The 18033-nt window shown below is 60.0% G+C and carries 15 protein-coding genes; 6 read left to right on the forward strand and 9 right to left on the reverse strand.

What is annotated here, in order from left to right:
- Nucleotides 1-30: 30 nt before the first annotated feature.
- Nucleotides 31-1644, forward strand: coding sequence for an EAL domain-containing protein (locus ACQ4OE_RS14110; protein ID WP_430947067.1), 1614 nt, complete (start codon nucleotides 31-33; stop codon nucleotides 1642-1644).
- Nucleotide 1645: 1 nt separating this feature from the next.
- Here the strand turns inward: ACQ4OE_RS14110 and ACQ4OE_RS14115 are convergent, their stop codons facing one another.
- Both ACQ4OE_RS14115 and algB read right to left on the reverse strand, forming a co-directional pair.
- A complete protein-coding gene (locus tag ACQ4OE_RS14115; protein ID WP_430946976.1) occupies nucleotides 1646-3436 on the reverse strand; it encodes an ATP-binding protein in 1791 nt (596 codons plus the stop codon).
- A 10-nt stretch (nucleotides 3437-3446) separates the two neighbouring features.
- A complete protein-coding gene (gene algB / locus ACQ4OE_RS14120) occupies nucleotides 3447-4793 on the reverse strand; it encodes a sigma-54-dependent response regulator transcription factor AlgB (protein WP_027610247.1) in 1347 nt (448 codons plus the stop codon).
- A 427-nt stretch (nucleotides 4794-5220) separates the two neighbouring features.
- Here algB and ACQ4OE_RS14125 point away from each other — a divergent pair, with 427 nt between their 5' ends.
- The 5 genes from ACQ4OE_RS14125 to ACQ4OE_RS14145 all read left to right on the forward strand — a co-directional run bounded on the left by ACQ4OE_RS14125 (nucleotide 5221) and on the right by ACQ4OE_RS14145 (nucleotide 9719).
- Nucleotides 5221-5505 carry a hypothetical protein gene (locus ACQ4OE_RS14125; protein WP_122593121.1) on the forward strand — a complete coding sequence of 95 codons (285 nt, stop codon included), beginning with the start codon at nucleotides 5221-5223 and terminating at the stop codon, nucleotides 5503-5505.
- Nucleotides 5506-5596: 91 nt separating this feature from the next.
- Nucleotides 5597-5761 carry a DUF1328 domain-containing protein gene (locus ACQ4OE_RS14130; protein ID WP_003177151.1) on the forward strand — a complete coding sequence of 55 codons (165 nt, stop codon included), beginning with the start codon at nucleotides 5597-5599 and terminating at the stop codon, nucleotides 5759-5761.
- A 1-nt stretch (nucleotide 5762) separates the two neighbouring features.
- On the forward strand, nucleotides 5763-6227 hold the full coding sequence (locus tag ACQ4OE_RS14135) for an inhibitor of vertebrate lysozyme family protein (RefSeq protein ID WP_122593119.1): 465 nt from the start codon (nucleotides 5763-5765) through the stop codon (nucleotides 6225-6227).
- A 702-nt stretch (nucleotides 6228-6929) separates the two neighbouring features.
- Complete coding sequence (gene gltP / locus ACQ4OE_RS14140) at nucleotides 6930-8261, forward strand: glutamate/aspartate:proton symporter GltP (RefSeq protein WP_122593117.1); 1332 nt, start codon at nucleotides 6930-6932, stop codon at nucleotides 8259-8261.
- 228 nt (nucleotides 8262-8489) lie between these two features.
- Nucleotides 8490-9719: a nucleoside recognition domain-containing protein gene (locus ACQ4OE_RS14145; protein WP_007911793.1), complete on the forward strand. Its 1230-nt coding sequence runs from the start codon at nucleotides 8490-8492 to the stop codon at nucleotides 9717-9719.
- 115 nt (nucleotides 9720-9834) lie between these two features.
- On the opposite strand, the gene ACQ4OE_RS14150 is transcribed toward ACQ4OE_RS14145, so the two are convergent.
- The 7 genes from ACQ4OE_RS14150 to ACQ4OE_RS14180 all read right to left on the reverse strand — a co-directional run bounded on the left by ACQ4OE_RS14150 (nucleotide 9835) and on the right by ACQ4OE_RS14180 (nucleotide 17840).
- A complete protein-coding gene (locus ACQ4OE_RS14150) occupies nucleotides 9835-10461 on the reverse strand; it encodes an ABC-type transport auxiliary lipoprotein family protein (protein ID WP_430946977.1) in 627 nt (208 codons plus the stop codon).
- Nucleotides 10458-11396, reverse strand: a complete 939-nt coding sequence (locus ACQ4OE_RS14155; protein ID WP_430946978.1) for an MlaD family protein — start codon at nucleotides 11394-11396, stop codon at nucleotides 10458-10460. The genes ACQ4OE_RS14150 and ACQ4OE_RS14155 overlap by 4 nt, the downstream gene beginning before the upstream one ends.
- 1 nt (nucleotide 11397) lies before the next feature.
- Nucleotides 11398-12201: an ABC transporter ATP-binding protein gene (locus tag ACQ4OE_RS14160; RefSeq protein WP_007911797.1), complete on the reverse strand. Its 804-nt coding sequence runs from the start codon at nucleotides 12199-12201 to the stop codon at nucleotides 11398-11400.
- Nucleotides 12198-13346 (reverse strand): MlaE family lipid ABC transporter permease subunit, encoded by a 1149-nt coding sequence (locus ACQ4OE_RS14165; protein ID WP_430946979.1) that lies wholly within the window; start codon nucleotides 13344-13346, stop codon nucleotides 12198-12200. Before ACQ4OE_RS14165 ends, ACQ4OE_RS14160 begins: the two co-directional genes overlap by 4 nt.
- A 54-nt stretch (nucleotides 13347-13400) precedes the next feature.
- Nucleotides 13401-14429, reverse strand: a complete 1029-nt coding sequence (locus ACQ4OE_RS14170; RefSeq protein ID WP_122593107.1) for a DUF5924 family protein — start codon at nucleotides 14427-14429, stop codon at nucleotides 13401-13403.
- Nucleotides 14430-14620: 191 nt separating this feature from the next.
- Nucleotides 14621-16012: a M16 family metallopeptidase gene (locus ACQ4OE_RS14175; protein ID WP_430946980.1), complete on the reverse strand. Its 1392-nt coding sequence runs from the start codon at nucleotides 16010-16012 to the stop codon at nucleotides 14621-14623.
- Between the two features lie 169 nt (nucleotides 16013-16181).
- Nucleotides 16182-17840: a Na/Pi cotransporter family protein gene (locus ACQ4OE_RS14180; protein ID WP_430946981.1), complete on the reverse strand. Its 1659-nt coding sequence runs from the start codon at nucleotides 17838-17840 to the stop codon at nucleotides 16182-16184.
- Between the last annotated feature and the right edge of the window lie 193 nt (nucleotides 17841-18033).

Below are 18033 nucleotides of genomic sequence, written 5' to 3' on the forward strand. Positions count from 1 at the left end.
ACTCATTGGTAATTCTTCGGATATTCCATGATGGTTGCTACCCGAGAGACGCTGCGTAGCTGGTTCTATCGCCCGTGGTTTTTGGCGATGATCGCGGCTGTCCTCAGTGCCAGCTTGCTGATCGCCGGCGGTATGTTCGTAGCGATGCGTCAGGTCGAGCAAAGCGAGAGCCAGGAAATGAACGCCCAGGGCGAACGTTTCCTCGCTCGCCTCGAACAATTGTTCGGGCAACTGCGCGAAAGCCTCGACGACCTCGAAGCTCAGCCTCTGCGCAGTTGTGACGACGAAATGATCGCCACCCTGCAGCAAGTCACCTTCAACTATCGCTTCGTTTATGAGGCCGCCTACATGGACGCCTCGCGGATCTGCTCCAACCGTCCGCGCCAGGAAGGTCTGTCGGTGGTTCGCGCTCCGGACATCAAAGGCCCGACTTACAGCTATTGGCTGAACACCACCACCGAACCCGACGAAAACCGCGCAGCGCTGATGTTGGGTCGCGGCAATTTTCGCGTCGCAACTTCGCGCGGGCACTTGACCGATATGGTTGATCTGTCGCCCGGCAGTAGCCTGTTAGTGGTGCTCGATCATGGCACCCGGGCCATCCCGGTGCTGGGCACCGAACAGACCTGGCCACCCTCGGAACACTGGCCGCCGAAAAGCCGCGATGCCTTGCAAGTCACGCAAACGCGGCTGATCTACCGCATGCCGACCGACAACCCCGAATACCAACTCGTGCTCATCACATCGCGTACCGGCATGCACATTCCAGCGATCTGGTGGTGGATGATCCCGGCGTGCCTGGTCGCGGGCGCTCTTGTCGGGTTCCTGGTGTTCATGCTGGTGCGCCAACGACAGTCGCTGGATGCCGAATTGCACGGCGCGATCCGCCGTGGCGAGTTGCAGGTGCTCTACCAGCCGATCTTCGACCTCGACAGTCGCAACTGCGTGGGCGCCGAAGCCCTGCTGCGCTGGCGGCGTCCGGACGGCACGCTGACCAGTCCCGACCTGTTCATTCCGATGGCGGAGAATACCGGGCAGATTCGCCAGATGACTGACTTCGTTCTGCAGCGCTTGCTGGAGCAGTTGGGCCAATTACTCCGGGCCAATCCGCAGCTGTATATCTCGGTGAACCTCGCCGCGTGCGATGTGATGGTGCCGCGCATCGGCCTGGTCATGGCGCGCCTGCTGACGTTGCATCGGGTCGCCGCCCGGCAGATCGCCTTCGAGGTCACCGAACGCGGCTTGATTGATGTGGTGGTGGCGCGGGAAAACCTGCAGGCCCTCCGCGATGTCGGCCATCAAGTGTTGATCGATGACTTCGGCACCGGCTATTGCAGCCTCGCCTACCTGCAAACCCTGCCGGTGGATTGCTTGAAGATCGACAAAGCCTTTATTGATGCGCTCGGCCACGATGCGGCGAGCAGCGGCGTCGCCCCGCACATCATTCACATGGCGCAGGCACTGGATCTGAAGGTGATTGCCGAAGGCATCGAGCTCGAATCACAAGCGCAATTGCTCAGCAGTGAGGGGGTCAAGTTTGGTCAGGGCTGGTTGTTCGCCCATGCCCTCAGCGCGGTGCAGTTCATCGAGTTGATCACCCGTGGTCGACGGCTCGCCGGGCGGCGCATGGACGACGAAGCGTGAGCTAAACCGACAGCGCCATATAAAACTGAGTGCCCTGCCCCGGCCGCGAATAAACGCCCATCCGCCCGCCGTGCAACTGCACGATTTCCTTGCACAACGCCAAGCCAAGCCCGGCACCGCCCTTCTTGCGCCCGACCTGCACGAACGGCTCGAAGATGCGCCCCTGCTGGCCGTAGGCAATGCCTTCACCGTTGTCCTCAACACTGATGATCACACGCTCGCCGTGACGCCGCGCCTGCAAACGGATCTGGCCATCGCGGGCGGTATGCCGCAGGGCGTTGTCGATGAGGTTGTCGAGGACGCGGTCGAGTTGGGGCTGATCCGCTTGCAAGCGCGGCAACGGTCCTTGGATTTCGACATTCAGGGCAATGCCTTTGCCCTGCGCAAAATCAGCAAAGCGAAGTCGCGCCTGTTCCAGCAGATCTTCGATAGAGCATGGTGCCAGCGAGAGTTTCTGCAGACCGTTCTGGTAGCGCGAGAAGTTAAGCAAGTCATTGATCAACTGCATCAGGCGCTGCATCTCTTCGTTGACCGTGTCGAGCAGGTCAGCCTCGCGAGAATCCGCTGGAAACTTCGCCCGCTCACGGAACAATCCGAACGCCATGTGCATGCCGGTGACCGGCGTGCGCAGCTCGTGAGAGGCGCGCAAAACGAACTCGCTGCGCACCCGTTCGAACGCACGCTGTTCGGTGACGTCGTGCAACACCATCACCGCACCCAGGATGTGCCCCTGCGTGTGGCTGACCGGGGTCAGGCTGTAAGTCAGCAGGCGCGATTCGCCGTCTACCTCGATACTCAAATCTTCCGGGGCACGCTCAAGCGAGCCACCGCGCAGCACCAGTTGCAGCTGCGCATCCAGTTCCGGCCGCCCCAATGCCGTGCCCAGGCCCTGACCAAGACGATCATCTTCCCAACCCAATTGCCGCTGGGCCACCGGGTTAAGGTGTTCCAGATGCCCTTGGCGGTCGATCATCAGCAAGCCGTCGTCGATACTGTCGAGCACCGCCTGCAAGCGCTGCTGACCCGCGAACAATTCGTCGACGTTGGTCGCCTGATGCTCGCGCAACGCCTCAGCCATCATGCCGAAGCGCTTGGTCAGCTGATTCATTTCCATCGCCGAGGAAATCGGCAGGGTCACTTCAAAATTGCCTTGGCCGATATTGTCCGCCGCTTTCGCCAGCGCCTCGATCGGCGCGCCGAAACGCCGGGCAATCCCGTGGGCCGTGATGAAACCGATGATCAGCACAGCCAACCCGACAACCCCAAGCAGGCTGGCAACCAACAATGCACGGTCGCGCGCTTGATGCTGAACCGCGTTGATGTTGTCCAGCGCATGCTTGTGTTCGGTGATCAAACCGTTACGCAGTGTGTTGAAGCGCTCTCTGAGATTAGCGTTGCTGCTCAACGCAGCTCCGGGATCACGGGAAACATCGAAGGCCTGAAGAAAACTCAGGTAATCCGCCTTTGCCTGACTGAAACCGTAATGCCGGCCATCGCCTACCTGTTCTTGGGCGACACCGTCATCGAGCAACTTGAGGTATTGCTGCTTGGACGCCTCGAAGGCGACCGGGTCGGGTACTTCGGCGAGCATGAGGACCAGTTGATCGCCCAAGGTCTGCCGCAGTTTGAGGCCCAGATCGAGGGTGACGAAGTTGTTACGCAGCGTGGTTTCCTGCGAGCCGGCCATTTGCATCACGCTGACCAGCCCGAGCAACAACCCGAGCAAGGCCACGGTGATCAAAGCGGAAATGCTCAGGAATAACCGCGTTCGCAACTTCATCGCCAATTTCATCGCGGCGCGCTCACAGGTTGTACTGCTTGCGCTTGCGATACAGGGTCGAGGCGTCAATACCCAAGGTTTTTGCCGCTTGGTCCAAGGTGCCGGCGGTGGCGAGCACCGCGCCGATGTGGGCTTTTTCCAACTCGTCGAGGCTCAACGCCGCGCCGACTCTTGGTGCGTTGTTGGCCGGTTGCTCGGCCATGCCCAGGTGGCTGATTTCCACGCGTTCCTGCGGACAAATGATGCTCGCCCGCTCGACCACGTTGCGCAGTTCACGAATGTTGCCCGGCCAGCGATAGCCGAGCAGTGCCTCGCGAGCCTCATCGCTGAAGCCACGCGCCGGACGCGCATATTCTTTAACGAAGCGGGCGAGAAAGCGATCGGCCAGCGTGAGAATGTCCTCGGCACGCTCGCGCAGAGGCGGCAGGTGCAGGGTGATCACGTTGAGGCGATAGAGCAGGTCTTCTCGGAAGCGACCGTCGCGAACCATGTCTTCCAGATTGAGGTTGGTCGCCGCCAAAATTCGCACATCGGCGCGACGGGTAACCGGATCCCCTACCCGTTCGTATTCCTTGTCTTGAATAAAACGTAGCAACTTGGGTTGCAATGTCAGAGGAAAATCGCCGATCTCGTCGAGAAACAGCGTACCGCCGTCGGCTTGGTTAACACGACCCAACGTGCTTTCGCTGGCACCGGTAAACGCACCACGGCTGTGACCGAACAGCTCACTTTCCATCAACTCCGCCGTCAGCGACGGGCAGTTGATGGTTACGCAGGATTTCTTCTCGCGCTTGCTCCAACCGTGAATGGCCCGCGCCAGTTCACCTTTACCGGTGCCGGACTCGCCGAGAATAAGAATGTTGGCGTCGGTGCCCGCCACTTGGCGGGCAGTTTCCAGTACGACTTTCATCGCCGGGCTGTGGGAATCGAGGCCGTCCTTCGGTTTGCGGATCTCGCCCTCAAGGGCTTCGAGACGTGCCGACAATTGGCGCACCTCCAGCTGCTTGGCGGTGGCCAGACGCAATTGATCCGGGCTGCACGGTTTGACCAGGTAATCGGCGGCGCCGGCCTGGATCGCATCAACGGCGGTATCGACAGCCGAATGCGCGGTGACGATCACCACGCGCATCCATGGCGCCTGAACGCGCATTTGCGCCAGCACGTCGAGGCCGTTGTCTTCGCCCAGGCGCAAATCAAGAAAGCACAGGTCGAAGACCTGGCGTTGCAGCAAGGCGTCGGCCTGGGCCGCGCTGTTCGCTGTGGCAACCGTATAGCCTTCATCTTCAAGGCAATAACGGAAGGTACGCAGGATGGCGGATTCGTCGTCCACCAGCAGAATGCGGCCTTGATGCTCAGTGGCAGATTCCATTTTTCCTACGCTCCATAGTGATTGGTCTTAGGTTAGTCCCGGAAAAATCGGGCAAGTTGCAAGGTTGATTCTGAACGATGCCAGCCATAGGAGGGTAGCTCTCTCCTGCCATTACAGCCAAGTAGTTGGTTTTGTTGGTTTTTTGAACAATCACCGATTTGCAGGGCATTGCCTGCCTACTTTTCTGACATCTGCGGCCTGCTCTCAATTCCCTAAGAATGAATTCTCCTACGAAAAAATCGTGCATTGCGCACGATGCCAGATGACCCATCGTGCAGGATGCGTCGCCAACGCTTTTTACCTCACTTTCAAGCTATTGATTTTATTATGTTTTTTTTAATTAAAAAACTGGCATGCAGGCTGCAATACCTCATTCAGCCCGGGCAGAAATGAACTGCCCCAACCGAATAAGAGTGAGGAACTCAGGATGACTCGCCCACGTGCCGCCCAAGTGCGTATCTCGCCACTGCTTATCCAGCAAGGTCTGTTTGGCGTATTGGCGCTGTTGATCACCCTGATCGCCTGTCAGCAGTACCTGCGCTGGGAAAACAGCCAGCACGTTGAACCGCTGATCTCGATCCAGCACAACACGCAAACGCATTTCAGCGCCGTCAGCAGCAGCCAGGCCGAGAACGCCTCGATGCGCATGATGGACGTTGATCAGGCGCAGCCACTGGATCAAATGCCACGTGAAGAGCGTTGGGTTTTCTGACTGATTGAATGAATTCGGGCGCAGCGCGCCGGAACACGTAACACCTGTAAACAGAGAAACACCCCTAAATAGAGAAGTAAGGAGAATCACCATGTTGAGCTGGGCAATTACATTCTTGATCATTGCCATCATCGCTGCAGTACTGGGCTTCGGTGGTATCGCGGGCACCGCCACGGGTATCGCCAAGATTCTCTTTGTCGTGTTCCTGGTGATGTTCATCGCATCCTTCTTCTTTGGCCGTCGCGGCCGAGGTTGACATGACTGTCTTCAAGACACTGGCAGCCGCCCTGCTTCTGGGCGGTAGTGCCATGGCGATGGCGGCCAATGATGGCCAGACGCGGGTCAACGAACTCTTGAGTTCAGACCCGCAGTATCGGGAAACCTGGGAAGGCGTGGTGAAGAAGGAAGAGCGCCTGCCGGAATGGGTGATGAACCTGTCCGGCACGCCTGACCAGCAAATGAATGCCGTGACTGAAGACGGCGATCAGTATCTGGTCGGCCCGCTCTGCGAATCTGCAGACAAGTGCCTCAACCACCGTTTGATCGTCGCCTTCAGTTTCGACAAGAAAGATGCTTACGCCATGCTCGTCGATGTGCCCGAAGGACTGCCGGCTGACAAGTCGCCTACGCGACATGCCACCTACCGCTTCCTCGGCAAACCCGACCAGGGCATGCAGGATCTTCTGATGGAAACCCTGAAGAAAGATCCCAAATGGTACTGATCTGAACACGAAGGCAGCAGCCCTGCTGCCTTCCATTGCGCCCACCTGAGGAAGGCAGGCGCATGACCAAGGGGCCGGGACGTTCTGACTGTTACAGGGTCGGAGTGACCTACGGGTACAGGGAGTGCCTGCGCGAGGGCCGGGTCAGGGTAAAAGCTGCGTCGCAGGTTCGCCGACCCTCAGTGGTTCGACGGACTTGCGCAGAGCTTTCAATCGGATAAAACATTGATCCAGAGCGTCCAGCTCATCCTTTTTATCGCTGACACTGCGCGCGAAAACATTACGCGGTGTTTCCTGGCGACCGTATATCGAGAAAGAAACCGTCAAGACAAGAGGACTTCTAGTCTTCCTGCGTAGGCTTTTTCCTAAATTTTCTATCGAATTTTCTCGTTTAAAAAACAACCAACCCAAGCTGAAATGGCCGGTTCACGGCACTTATGCCGGCTGAAATGTCGTAATCGAACCGGTTGGGACGCCAGTTTCAATAAAAAAAGCTCATGCCGATTCGGCATAGGGTAGGCGTTTACGGCATTAGACGGCGCAACCTTGCATCGGAATAGTTGCGCCTTTTTTCGCCTGCCGGAGAGCCGTAAATACGCACTTCGGGGCACCTTATACGGAGGCAGATGCACAGACTTTTCCGCTAAAAAGCGTTCCAGTTCCTGCATGTGCCTGAGTCAAACGCAAGTAAGGGTAAAGATAATGAAGAAGGCAAAAATTAGCCTCGCCTGGCAGATCCTCATCGGTCTGGTTTTGGGTATTGCAATTGGTGCGTTGCTCAACCACTTCAGTGCCGAAAAAGCCTGGTGGATCAGCAATGTCCTGCAACCGGCAGGCGATATCTTTATCCGTCTGATCAAGATGATCGTGATCCCGATCGTCATCTCTTCCCTGATTGTCGGCATCGCCGGCGTGGGCGACGCCAAGAAGCTCGGGCGTATCGGCCTGAAGACGATCATCTATTTCGAGATCGTCACCACCATCGCCATCGTCGTCGGCCTGCTGTTGGCCAACCTGGTTCATCCGGGTGCCGGCATCGACATGAGCACCCTGGGCACGGTGGATATCTCCAAGTACCAGGCGACCGCCGCCGAAGTACAACATGAACACGCGTTCATCGAGACCATCCTCAACCTGATCCCGTCGAACATCTTCGCGGCCATGGCCCGTGGCGAAATGCTGCCGATCATCTTCTTCTCCGTGCTGTTCGGTCTCGGTCTGTCGAGCCTGCAGTCGGACCTGCGCGAGCCGCTGGTGAAGATGTTCCAGGGCGTCTCGGAAAGCATGTTCAAAGTCACCCACATGATCATGAACTATGCGCCGATCGGCGTATTCGCACTGATCGCGGTGACCGTGGCCAACTTCGGCTTCGCTTCGCTGCTGCCGCTGGCGAAACTGGTGATCCTGGTTTACTTCGCCATCGCCTTCTTCGCCTTCGTGGTGTTGGGCCTGATCGCCAAGATGTTCGGTTTCTCGGTGTTCAAGCTGATGCGCATCTTCAAAGATGAGCTGGTGCTGGCCTACTCCACCGCCTCTTCGGAAACCGTGCTGCCGCGCGTGATCGAGAAAATGGAAGCCTACGGCGCGCCGAAAGCCATCTGCAGCTTCGTGGTGCCGACCGGTTACTCGTTCAACCTCGACGGTTCGACCCTGTACCAGTCGATTGCGGCAATCTTCATTGCTCAGCTGTACGGCATCGACCTGTCGATCAGCCAGCAACTGCTGCTGGTGCTGACCCTGATGGTCACCTCCAAAGGTATCGCCGGTGTACCGGGCGTGTCCTTCGTGGTGCTGCTGGCGACTCTGGGGAGCGTTGGTATTCCGCTGGAAGGCCTGGCGTTCATCGCCGGTGTCGACCGCGTCATGGACATGGCGCGTACCGCACTGAACGTGATCGGTAACGCCTTGGCCGTGCTGGTTATCTCGCGCTGGGAAGGCATGTACGACGACGCCAAGGGCGAGCGCTACTGGAACTCCCTGCCGCACTGGCGCAGCAAGGAAAAACTGCCGGCCGGCGAAATCTCCAAGAACTGATTGCTGAAACCTGTGGAGATTGGCTTTTCTGTGGGAGCGAGCCTGCTCGCGAAGGTATGTCATTAAGCATTGGTGTGACTGACAGGACGCATTCGCGAGCAGGCTCGCTCCCACAGGGGATGTGAGCCAAGCCACAAAAGATGCATACACAAACCCCGGAGAAATCCGGGGTTTGTCGTTTCTGGCGACCCCGTTATCATTCGCGGCATTCTTCGGGGGATTTGACTGATGCTTAATGGCCTGTGGCTTGGCTTCTTCATCGTGGCAGCCGTGTCGGCGCTGGCTCAGTGGCTGATCGGCGGCAACGCCGGGATCTTTGCGGCGATGGTGGAAAGCATTTTCGCCATGGCCAAGCTCTCGGTCGAAGTCATGGTGCTGCTGTTCGGCACCCTCACCCTGTGGCTGGGTTTCCTGCGCATTGCCGAGAAGGCCGGGATCGTCGAATGGCTGGCCAAGGTGCTCGGCCCGCTGTTCCTGCGACTGATGCCGGAAGTCCCGGCCGGTCACCCTGCCCTTGGCCTGATCACCCTCAACTTCGCTGCTAACGGCCTCGGTCTGGATAACGCGGCCACGCCCATCGGCCTGAAAGCCATGAAGGCGCTGCAGGAGCTCAATCCCAGTGCCACCATCGCCAGTAACGCGCAAATCCTCTTCCTGGTGCTCAACGCCTCCTCCCTGACGCTGCTGCCGGTAACGATCTTCATGTACCGCGCCCAGCAAGGCGCGCCGGACCCGACGCTGGTGTTCCTGCCGATCCTGCTGGCGACCAGTTGCTCGACGATCGTCGGTTTCCTCTCGGTGGCGTTCATGCAACGGCTGCGGATCTGGGATCCGGTGGTACTGGCGTATCTGATTCCCGGTGCGCTGATCCTCGGTGGCTTCATGGCGCTGCTCGGCACCCTTTCGGCGACGGCTTTGGCGGGATTGTCGTCGATCCTCGGCAATCTCACCTTGTTCGGCCTGATCATGCTGTTTTTGCTGATCGGCGCGCTGAAGAAGGTCAAGGTTTACGAGGCGTTTGTGGAAGGCGCCAAAGAAGGCTTCGATGTGGCGAAGAATCTGCTGCCGTATCTGGTGGCGATGCTCTGCGCGGTGGGCGTATTGCGCGCGTCCGGGGCGTTGGACTTCGGGCTCGACGGCATTCGTCATCTGGTCGAGTGGGCCGGTTGGGACACGCGGTTTGTCGATGCGCTGCCGACGGCGATGGTCAAACCGTTCTCCGGCAGTGCGGCACGGGCGATGCTGATCGAAACGATGAAGACCTCAGGCGTCGACAGTTTCCCGGCATTGGTCGCAGCGACGATTCAGGGCAGTACCGAGACCACGTTCTATGTATTGGCGGTGTATTTCGGCGCGGTGGGGATTCAGCGGGCGCGGCATGCGGTGGGGTGTGCGTTGCTGGCGGAATTTGCCGGAGTCGTGGGCGCGATCTTCGTCTGCTACTGGTTCTTCGGCTGAACAAAAATCCAATGTGGGAGCGAGCCTGCTCGCGAAAGCGGTGTGTCATTCACGTTGATGTGTCTGACACGACGCCTTCGCGAGCAGGCTCGCTCCCACAGGGACGGTGTTGGGCTTAGGGTTTTGGGGGCGCGAGTTTCTGGCCTTGGTCGACGGCCCAAGCCACGACTTTCGCGGTCAGGCGATCACTGGCCTGGCCAAATCCCGCAACCACCGCCGGCACCTGCACATCACTCAGCGGCTGGCGCTCTTCAAAGCGCCGACTGGCCAGAATCCGCTGGTCATAGCCGCGCACCAATAACGCATCAACCCGCACCACAACGCTGGCCTGCGTGCCCTGATACTCGGTCTGAAACGCCTGCAAACTCCCGCCCAACTCCAAATCCGCGGCAAAGTTGCTGTCATCGGTACTGAGCAACGTCACTCGACCATCGCGCTGAAACCCGTCCAACAAGCGATTGCGCACCAGCACCGGCGCCGGATCGCTCCAGCGTGAAGCCTTGTAGCTGCTGATCACATCGCCTTGTGGAATCACCGCAATCGTCGGCCTATTCAAAGCCTCACTGGCCTGTAACTTGTTCAGTCGCAACGACCAATGCTGTGTTGCCGCCGAACTGGCCGAGGCGGGCGCCTGGGCGGTTGGCAGCCGATAAACATCCGACGGTTCGGACTTGGGCAGAATCGAGCACGCACTGAGCAACGTAAGGCCGGCAGCGAGGAGGGCGAGGCGAGTCAGCTTCATGGCGTGAATTCCTTATTCTTGTCACGGCCCAGCAAGTATCCGCTGGGGTTGGCCTCAAGGCGTTGCGAGATGGCGCGCAGCGAGGTCAGCGTCTCACGCAGCTCGCGGATCGCCGGGGCCAGACCATTGAGGCCCTGCATGCCGTTGTCGAGGGCGTTTTCGTTTTTGTTCAGCAGGGTGCTGATCGTCGTCGTGCTTTGCTCCAGCGACTTCATCGCCTGCTCGGCGCTGCCCAGCGCTTGTTTGCCCTGATCGTTGATCAAGCCGTTGGCGTTGCGCATCAGCAGCGACGTCTGTTCGAGCATGCTGCCGGCCTGTTTGCCGACCGTCGCCAGTTGCTGCATGGCTTGCTTGATGTCACCGCGTTGGTCGTTGATGGTGCCGGTGGTTTGCTCCAGATGGGCGAGGGTCTTGCTGACGCGTTCGACGTTGTCGGGGGAGAACATCTGATTGGCGTTCTGCAGCAGCGCGCTGATGCCGGTCATCAAATCGTTGGAGTCATTGAGCAAGCGCGAAATAGGCGAGGGCGACGCGACGATCAGCGGCAGATTACCGTCATGGCCGCGCAGTTTCGGGCTCTGCGGCGTGCCACCGCTGAGCTGGATGATCGACGTGCCAGTGATCCCGGCCAGCGCCAGTTTCGCCTGGGTGTCTTCCTTGACCGGCGTGTCACCCGCCAGCCGAATCCGCGCCAGCACCCGCCGTGGATCCTGCGGGTCGAGGCGCAGACTGATCACGTCACCGACCTTGATCCCGCTGTACTGCACCGAACTGCCTTTGGACAAACCGCTGACCGCCTCGTTGAAGACGATTTCGTAATCCTTGAACTCGGTGTCGACGCTCGACTTGGCCAGGAACAGACCGAAGAGCAGGGCGCCTGCCACCACAATCACGGTGAACAGGCCGATCAACACATGATGCGCTCGGGTTTCCATGTCAGACCTCGTTGAGCAATTTGGCGGCGTCCAGCGCCGAGCGGCCGCGCGGGCCGTGGAAGTATTCGTGAATCCACGCGTCGTCGGTTTCCGAGACGACGTCGATCGGGCCGGCGACCAGCACTTTCTTCTGCGCCAGGACCGCCACGCGGTCGGTGATGGTGTAGAGCGTGTCGAGGTCGTGGGTCACCAGAAACACGCTGAGACCGAGCGCATCGCGCAGGGTCAGGATCAATTGATCGAACTGCGCCGCACCAATCGGATCGAGGCCGGCGGTGGGTTCGTCGAGAAACAGGATGTCCGGATCCAGCGCCAAGGCCCGCGCCAACGCAGCGCGCTTGATCATGCCGCCGGACAGCGACGCTGGGTATTTGTCCGCTGCCGACAGCGGCAACCCGGCCAGCGCCAGCTTCACCGCCGCCAAGTGCTCGGCGTCGTTGCGACTGAGGCCAGCGTGTTCGATGAGGGGCAGGGCGACGTTCTCGGTCACCGTCAGCGACGAGAACAGCGCGCCTTTCTGAAACAGGACGCCGAAGCGTCGTTCGACCAGCGAGCGCTCATGCTCGGACAGGCTTGGCAGATTCTTGCCGAACACTTTGACCATGCCTTCGCTGGGCCGACGCAACCCGACAATGCTGCGCAGCAGCACCGATTTGCCACTGCCGGAACCGCCGACCACGGCGAGGATTTCGCCTTTGTACAAATCCAGATCGAGGTTCTCGTGGACGCTCTGGCTGCCGAAGCGATTGCACAGGCCACGGACTTCGATCACCGCCTCCGAGGGCGCGCGGGGTAGACGACTCACCAGCCCATCTCCATGAAGAACAGCGCGGCCACCGCGTCGAGCACGATCACCACGAAAATCGACTGCACCACGGCGGACGTGGTGTGGGCGCCGACCGACTCGGCACTGCCGCTGACCTTGAAGCCTTCTAGGCAACCAATCGCGGCAATGATGAAGGCGAAGATCGGCGCTTTTACCAGCCCGACCAGAAAATGCTGCACACCGATGTCCGACTGCAACAGCGTCAGGAACATCGCCGGCGAGATATCCAGCGACACCGCGCAAACCACGCCGCCGCCAATGATCCCGCAGAGCATCGCCAGAAAGGTCAGCATCGGCAGCGCCACCAGCATCGCCAGCACGCGCGGCACCACCAGCAGCTCCATCGGGTCGAGGCCAAGGGTGCGGATCGCGTCGATTTCTTCGTTGGCCTTCATCGAGCCGATTTGCGCGGTAAAGGCACTCGCGGTGCGCCCGGCCATGAGAATCGCGGTGAGCAACACGCCGAATTCGCGTAGGAACGAGAAGCCGACCAGGTCCACGGTAAATATCGTCGCACCGAAACTGGCCAACACCGTCGCGCCGAGAAACGCCACCACTGCACCGACCAGAAAGGTCAGCAACGCCACGATCGGCGCAGCGTCGAGGCCGGTCTGCTCGATGTGCGCAATCATCGGCGTGATCCGCCAGCGCTTGGGCCGGAACAGGTTGCGAGCGATGGTTTCCATGATCAGGCCGACGAAACCGAGCAATTGCAGGGTGTCTTGCCAAACGGTGTCCACGGCGCGGCCAATGCGCGTCAGCAACTGCACGCTGACACTGACTTCCGCTTCCTTGATCGGCACGCAAAAGTCAGTCATTGAGCAATACACGGTCTGCAGCAGCGCGCGGTCGGCGGAGGTCAGGGTGCAATCGGGGTGTTCAGCGGATTTGCCGAGGCGCTCGGAGCCGAGCAGTTCCACCAGCAACGAAGCGCCAGCAGTGTCGAGGGCGCCGAGGCTGTTGAGGTCGATGGCGGTGTTGGTGTCGTATTGACCGCGGAGTTTTTCGCTCAGGGTCTTGAGCTCGGCGTAATGGGCCAGCGTCCAGTCCCCCGTGACCCGCAGGCGGGCAGGGCTGATGGACGTGTCCAGTTGGGCGTTACCGCTGATCGAGCTGCTGGTCATAAGCTCCGTGCTTGTTCGGCCTTTATGCGAACTAACGTAATAGCACGAACCGGATTACTTTTCTTTGATCGCTGTGCTGTCGGTGATCTTGAAGCGCAGCACGCCGATCACTTGGCCATCCTCGGTCAACACTCGCACCTGCCAGTTGCCCGCCGGGTTGCCGGGGAAATTCTGCTTGTGCGTCCACGCCCGGTAACCTTCCTTGCGCCCGCCGTGGATGTCGAGGGGGATGCGGTCGACCTCTTTGCCGTTGAACTGCCAGACGTGATAAATCCGCTCATCGAGGCCGCGCGGCGCGTTGATCGCCGTGTAAGCGTAGAGCCCGCCGTTGCGGATCTGCTCAGCGCTGACTTCGTCGAGGCTGTCACCGGGGGTGCGATCCTGCAGTTGCGTGCTGATCGCCACGTCGGTCATCCACAGCGTCGCCGGCGGCACCCACGAACGCAGCGCCCAACCGACGCCGCCAATGCCGACGGTGATGCACAGGATCGCCAGAGCATTGCGCAGCGTGCGGATCGGGAAGATCGACGCCAGGCTCGGGAACGACAACAGCACGGCGATGCCCAGCGCCCATTTGAAGCTCTGCGCGGTGGTCAGGTGCATGATCACCGGTAACGCGGTGAGCAGGGCGGCGAACAGGGTCAGCGTGTGCAAGGCAAGAAACGCCCAGCGCCGAGGCGCCAGCCATTTGTAATAGAGCGGATCGACGATGGAAATCAGGGCGGCGACGCTGAGCAGGCCGGTGAAAAACAACTGGCCGCTGTTCCACGTCGTGGTGATGAAGAAGAACGGCAGGACGAAAAACAGGCTTTCCTGATGGATCATCTGCGTCGCGTAACGCAGCAGCGGCTGGGGAATCTCGCGTTTGAAGATGCGGGTGAAGAGGCCGGTGAGGGTGTTTTCCAGCATCAGCCAGATCCAGCTGAGCAGCATGATCACGGTGATCCAGCTCGCCAGCCCTTGCTGACGATCGACCATGATGAAACTGCCGACCCCGGAAATGAAACCGCCGAGCGCAATGACCCCGGGATAGCGCTTCATCAGCTCGAGAATGCGCTGGATCAGGAGTTGTATTTTCGGCATGTGGGCGGTTCACAACGCTGTAGGAAAAAACCTCGACAGAGTAGCGCCCGCCGGGCGCTGTGGCGAGGCTGCCGGTCAGTAAATTCACCACCTTCCCTGTGGGAGCGAGCCCGCTCGCGAATGCGGTGGGTCAGTCACCACATCCGTTCTATGACCCACCGCTTTCGCGAGCAGGCTCGCTCCCACAGGGGTCAGTGTTCGGCGGGTTTTCGGCGGTGATGCAAGCGCCAGCCGATCAGGATCAGCAGCAACAAACCAACGCCACCCGCACTCAACCACAACACCTGATCATCACTGATCAACGGCTTTTCAATGCGCAAATACCCCGGCTGCAGCAGCAACTCACGCATGGCCTTGTTCGCCGCTTCCAGCGTCACGCCTTGCAGCTCCCGGGCCGGGTTGGCGAAGCGGCCGTCCTGGTAATCGCCGAGCGCACTCCAGTAATAATCCGCCAGCGCGCTGTTACCTTGTACCGCCCAGGCCTGATGGGCGATGGCGGCCTGTTTGATCCGGGCAAAGGTGGACGGGTCGAGGCCGTTTTTCAGCAGATCAGCCTTGAGGTCTTCCAACACCTGAATGGCTTCGTCGACATCATCACGATCCAGATCGGCATTCAGGCTCATGAAGCCAACGCCGCCAAACACTTCGCGTTCCGCCCACGGCCCGTAGGACAAGCCGTGATTGAGGCGGATCTGCCGATACAGCGCCCAGTCGAGATAGTCCTTGAGGATGTCGAAGGTCTGGTCGTATTGATCATCGATCACCGGTTCCGGCACCAGCCAGTGCAGTTTGGCGCTGTCGCCGATAAAGCCGCGGGTGAGGGTGCGCTCATGAGCGGCGCTGGTGCGGATGTCCGGCAGCGGACGGTGTTCGCTCGGATCGACCGCTTCGAGCGCGCCCCAGGTGCGCTCCAGATAGGCCGGCAGCAGTTTGTCGAGTTCGCCGACGACGATCAGGGTCATGTTGTTCGGCGCGTACCAGGCCTTGCGCACCTTCTCCAATTGTTCCTGAGTCAGATGGCCGACCTCGGCGCGCTGCGGGCATTTCAGGCCCAGCTCGACGGCCAGTTGATTGCTCGCGGTGTGACCGAGATCCTGTCGATCAAGGAAGCGTTGTAGACGGGTGTAATGGCCGCCGTCCTCGCGCTCGACCACGCGTTTGGCCGCGTTGATTGCGTTGTCGTCGATGCGGGTTTGCGTGAGCAGGTCGAGGAGCAGGTCGAGCACTTTGCGCTGGTTCTTCGCCGGGGCTTCGATGACGAACGTGGTGTCGGCGTTGCTGGTGAACGCGTTCCAATCGCCACCCAGCGCTTGCATGCGCTCCTCTAAACCACCTTCACCGGTGGCGTCGACGCCGCTGAACAACAAGTGTTCAAGCAGGTGCGGCAGCTCCTTTTCATCGCAATCGAAATCGTCGAGGCCGACGCCGACCACCAACCGGATCGCCACATGCCCGCGTTCGGTGCCGGGCTTGAGCATCAGCTGCAAACCGTTGGGCAGCGCATAGCCTTCGACCTGAAAGCGATCCAGGGCAAAGGCGGGCAGGGAACCGAGCAACAGACAGACGAACAACAGGCAACGCATAACAGGCTTCCATACGGCTGATTTGGAGATCCGTGTCGTCAGTCAGGGCGCCATCGCGAGCAGGCTCACTCCTACATTTGGAATGCGTCCCCCTGTAGGAGTGAGCCTGCTCGCGATAGCGGCCTGAAGGCTGAATCAAAGTAACTGACTAAACCCAGCCGTAAAACGTTCAAGGCGAATGCGTAATGTCGGCAATATCGTCCGCCGGCAGCGCGCCGGTGTCCGCCGTTTCCAGCACCACATAGGCACTACCGCAAAACAGCGAATTGAGCCGCTTCATGTCGGCAATCAACTCCAGATGCAGCGAACTGGTCTCGATACTCTGCACGATCTTGCGTTGCAAACGGCTGACATGCGCATGGGCCAGACGCCGCTCCTGTGCGCGAAAACGGCGTTTCTCACGCAGCAACTGCCGAGCGCTTTCCCGGTCGCCGCTCAGGAATACGGATAGGCCTAAACGCAGGTTGGAAATCAATTGCTGCTGCAATCCGGCCAAATCCTCCAGACCTTCTTCGGAGAACGAGCGGCGCTGTGAAGTCTTCTGCTGCTGGATTTTGCGCAGCATGCGTTCGATCAGGTCGGCGGCCAGTTTCAGGTTGATCGCCAGTTCGATGATCTCGGCCCAGCGCCGACTGTCCTGCTCGCCGAGATCCTCGCGGGGCATTTGCGCCAGATACAGTTTGATCGCGCTGTACAGCGCTTCGACGTCATCGGTCAGCCGGCGTATTTCCTGCGTGACGGCGGTCTGCTTGCCGCGCAACACATCGAGGGTCGCGTCGAGCATGTTCTCCAGCAGATCGCCCATGCGCAGGGTTTCCCGCGCGGCGTTGGCCAGTGCCAGACTCGGCGTGACCAGCGCGGTGGCGTCGAGATGCCGTGGCTTGGCCCTGCCGTTGACCTCCGGGCGTTCCGGCAGCAGCCACGCGCACAGGCGCGCCATCGGCCCGACGCTTGGCAGCAGAATCAGGCAGCGTGCGGTGTTGTAGAGCAGGTGGAAGCCGATGACCATTTCCTGCGGGCTGAAATCGAGGCTGTCGATCCAGTGCACCAGTGGATCGAGCACCGGAATGATCAACAGCAGGCCGATCAGTTTGTACAACAGACTGCCCAGCGCCACTTGCCGGCCAGCGGCGTTCTGCATGCTGGTGCTCATGAACGCAAGAATGCCGCTGCCGATGTTGGCGCCGATCACCAGACCAATCGCCACCGGCAGGCTGATCACACTGGCGCCGGCGAGGGTCGCGGTGAGCAGCACGGCGGCGAGGCTGGAGTAGGAAATCATCGCGAACAACGCGCCGACCAACGCGTCGAGGAGGATGTCGCCGGTCAGCGAGGCGAAAATCACCTTCACCCCTTGGGCGTGGGTGATCGGCGCGGCGGCCTCGACAATCAATTGCAGCGCCAGAATGATCAGCCCGAGCCCGATCGACACCCGGCCCATCTGCCCGAGCCGCGTCTGTTTGCGCGACAGAAAGAAAATCACCCCGAGAAAAATCAGCAGCGGCGACAGCCACGACAAGTCGAACGTCAGCACCCGCGCCATCAGCGCGGTACCCACGTCGGCGCCGAGCATGGTCGCCAGCGCCGGGGTCAACGCCATCAGGCCCTGGCCGACGAAGGAAGTGACGAGCATCGCCGTCGCGTTGCTGCTCTGCACCATCGCGGTGACGACGATGCCGGCAACGAACGCGAGCCAGCGCTTGGACATGTTCTGGCCGATTACATGGCGCAGATTGGTGCCGTACACCCGCAGGATGCCGGTTCGAACGATGTGCGTGCCCCAGATCAGCAAGGCCACGGCGGAAAGCAGATTGAGCAGGGTGAGCATGCAAACCCCCTGTATTAGCAGCGCCCCAGAGGAGCAAGTTGACGGTACCGCGCGGTTTCTACGTTTTTGATACTTAAGCTGTAGTTGGCTAACGGACTGGGCGCCAGCATTGCACAGCTAAAGAGCGGATTGAAACAAAAGTGTCATGAAAAGCACTTCATCCACCCCGTTCCACAATCACCACAAATCCTTG

The sequence above is a fragment of the Pseudomonas sp. WC2 genome (genome assembly GCF_050586545.1).
Taxonomy (GTDB): Bacteria; Pseudomonadota; Gammaproteobacteria; order Pseudomonadales; family Pseudomonadaceae; genus Aquipseudomonas.

What these genes read in the sequence shown, in the direction of transcription:
- ACQ4OE_RS14145 (WP_007911793.1), top strand. Translation starts at nt 8,490, where the DNA reads ATGCTTAATGGCCTGTGGCTTGGCTTCTTCATCGTGGCAGCCGTGTCG.
- ACQ4OE_RS14110 (WP_430947067.1), top strand. Translation starts at nt 31, where the DNA reads ATGGTTGCTACCCGAGAGACGCTGCGTAGCTGGTTCTATCGCCCGTGG.
- ACQ4OE_RS14150 (WP_430946977.1), bottom strand. Translation starts at nt 10,461, where the DNA reads ATGAAGCTGACTCGCCTCGCCCTCCTCGCTGCCGGCCTTACGTTGCTC.
- ACQ4OE_RS14125 (WP_122593121.1), top strand. Translation starts at nt 5,221, where the DNA reads ATGACTCGCCCACGTGCCGCCCAAGTGCGTATCTCGCCACTGCTTATC.
- ACQ4OE_RS14135 (WP_122593119.1), top strand. Translation starts at nt 5,763, where the DNA reads ATGACTGTCTTCAAGACACTGGCAGCCGCCCTGCTTCTGGGCGGTAGT.
- ACQ4OE_RS14130 (WP_003177151.1), top strand. Translation starts at nt 5,597, where the DNA reads ATGTTGAGCTGGGCAATTACATTCTTGATCATTGCCATCATCGCTGCA.
- ACQ4OE_RS14115 (WP_430946976.1), bottom strand. Translation starts at nt 3,436, where the DNA reads ATGAAATTGGCGATGAAGTTGCGAACGCGGTTATTCCTGAGCATTTCC.
- algB (WP_027610247.1), bottom strand. Translation starts at nt 4,793, where the DNA reads ATGGAATCTGCCACTGAGCATCAAGGCCGCATTCTGCTGGTGGACGAC.
- ACQ4OE_RS14170 (WP_122593107.1), bottom strand. Translation starts at nt 14,429, where the DNA reads ATGCCGAAAATACAACTCCTGATCCAGCGCATTCTCGAGCTGATGAAG.
- ACQ4OE_RS14165 (WP_430946979.1), bottom strand. Translation starts at nt 13,346, where the DNA reads ATGACCAGCAGCTCGATCAGCGGTAACGCCCAACTGGACACGTCCATC.
- ACQ4OE_RS14155 (WP_430946978.1), bottom strand. Translation starts at nt 11,396, where the DNA reads ATGGAAACCCGAGCGCATCATGTGTTGATCGGCCTGTTCACCGTGATT.
- gltP (WP_122593117.1), top strand. Translation starts at nt 6,930, where the DNA reads ATGAAGAAGGCAAAAATTAGCCTCGCCTGGCAGATCCTCATCGGTCTG.
- ACQ4OE_RS14175 (WP_430946980.1), bottom strand. Translation starts at nt 16,012, where the DNA reads ATGCGTTGCCTGTTGTTCGTCTGTCTGTTGCTCGGTTCCCTGCCCGCC.
- ACQ4OE_RS14180 (WP_430946981.1), bottom strand. Translation starts at nt 17,840, where the DNA reads ATGCTCACCCTGCTCAATCTGCTTTCCGCCGTGGCCTTGCTGATCTGG.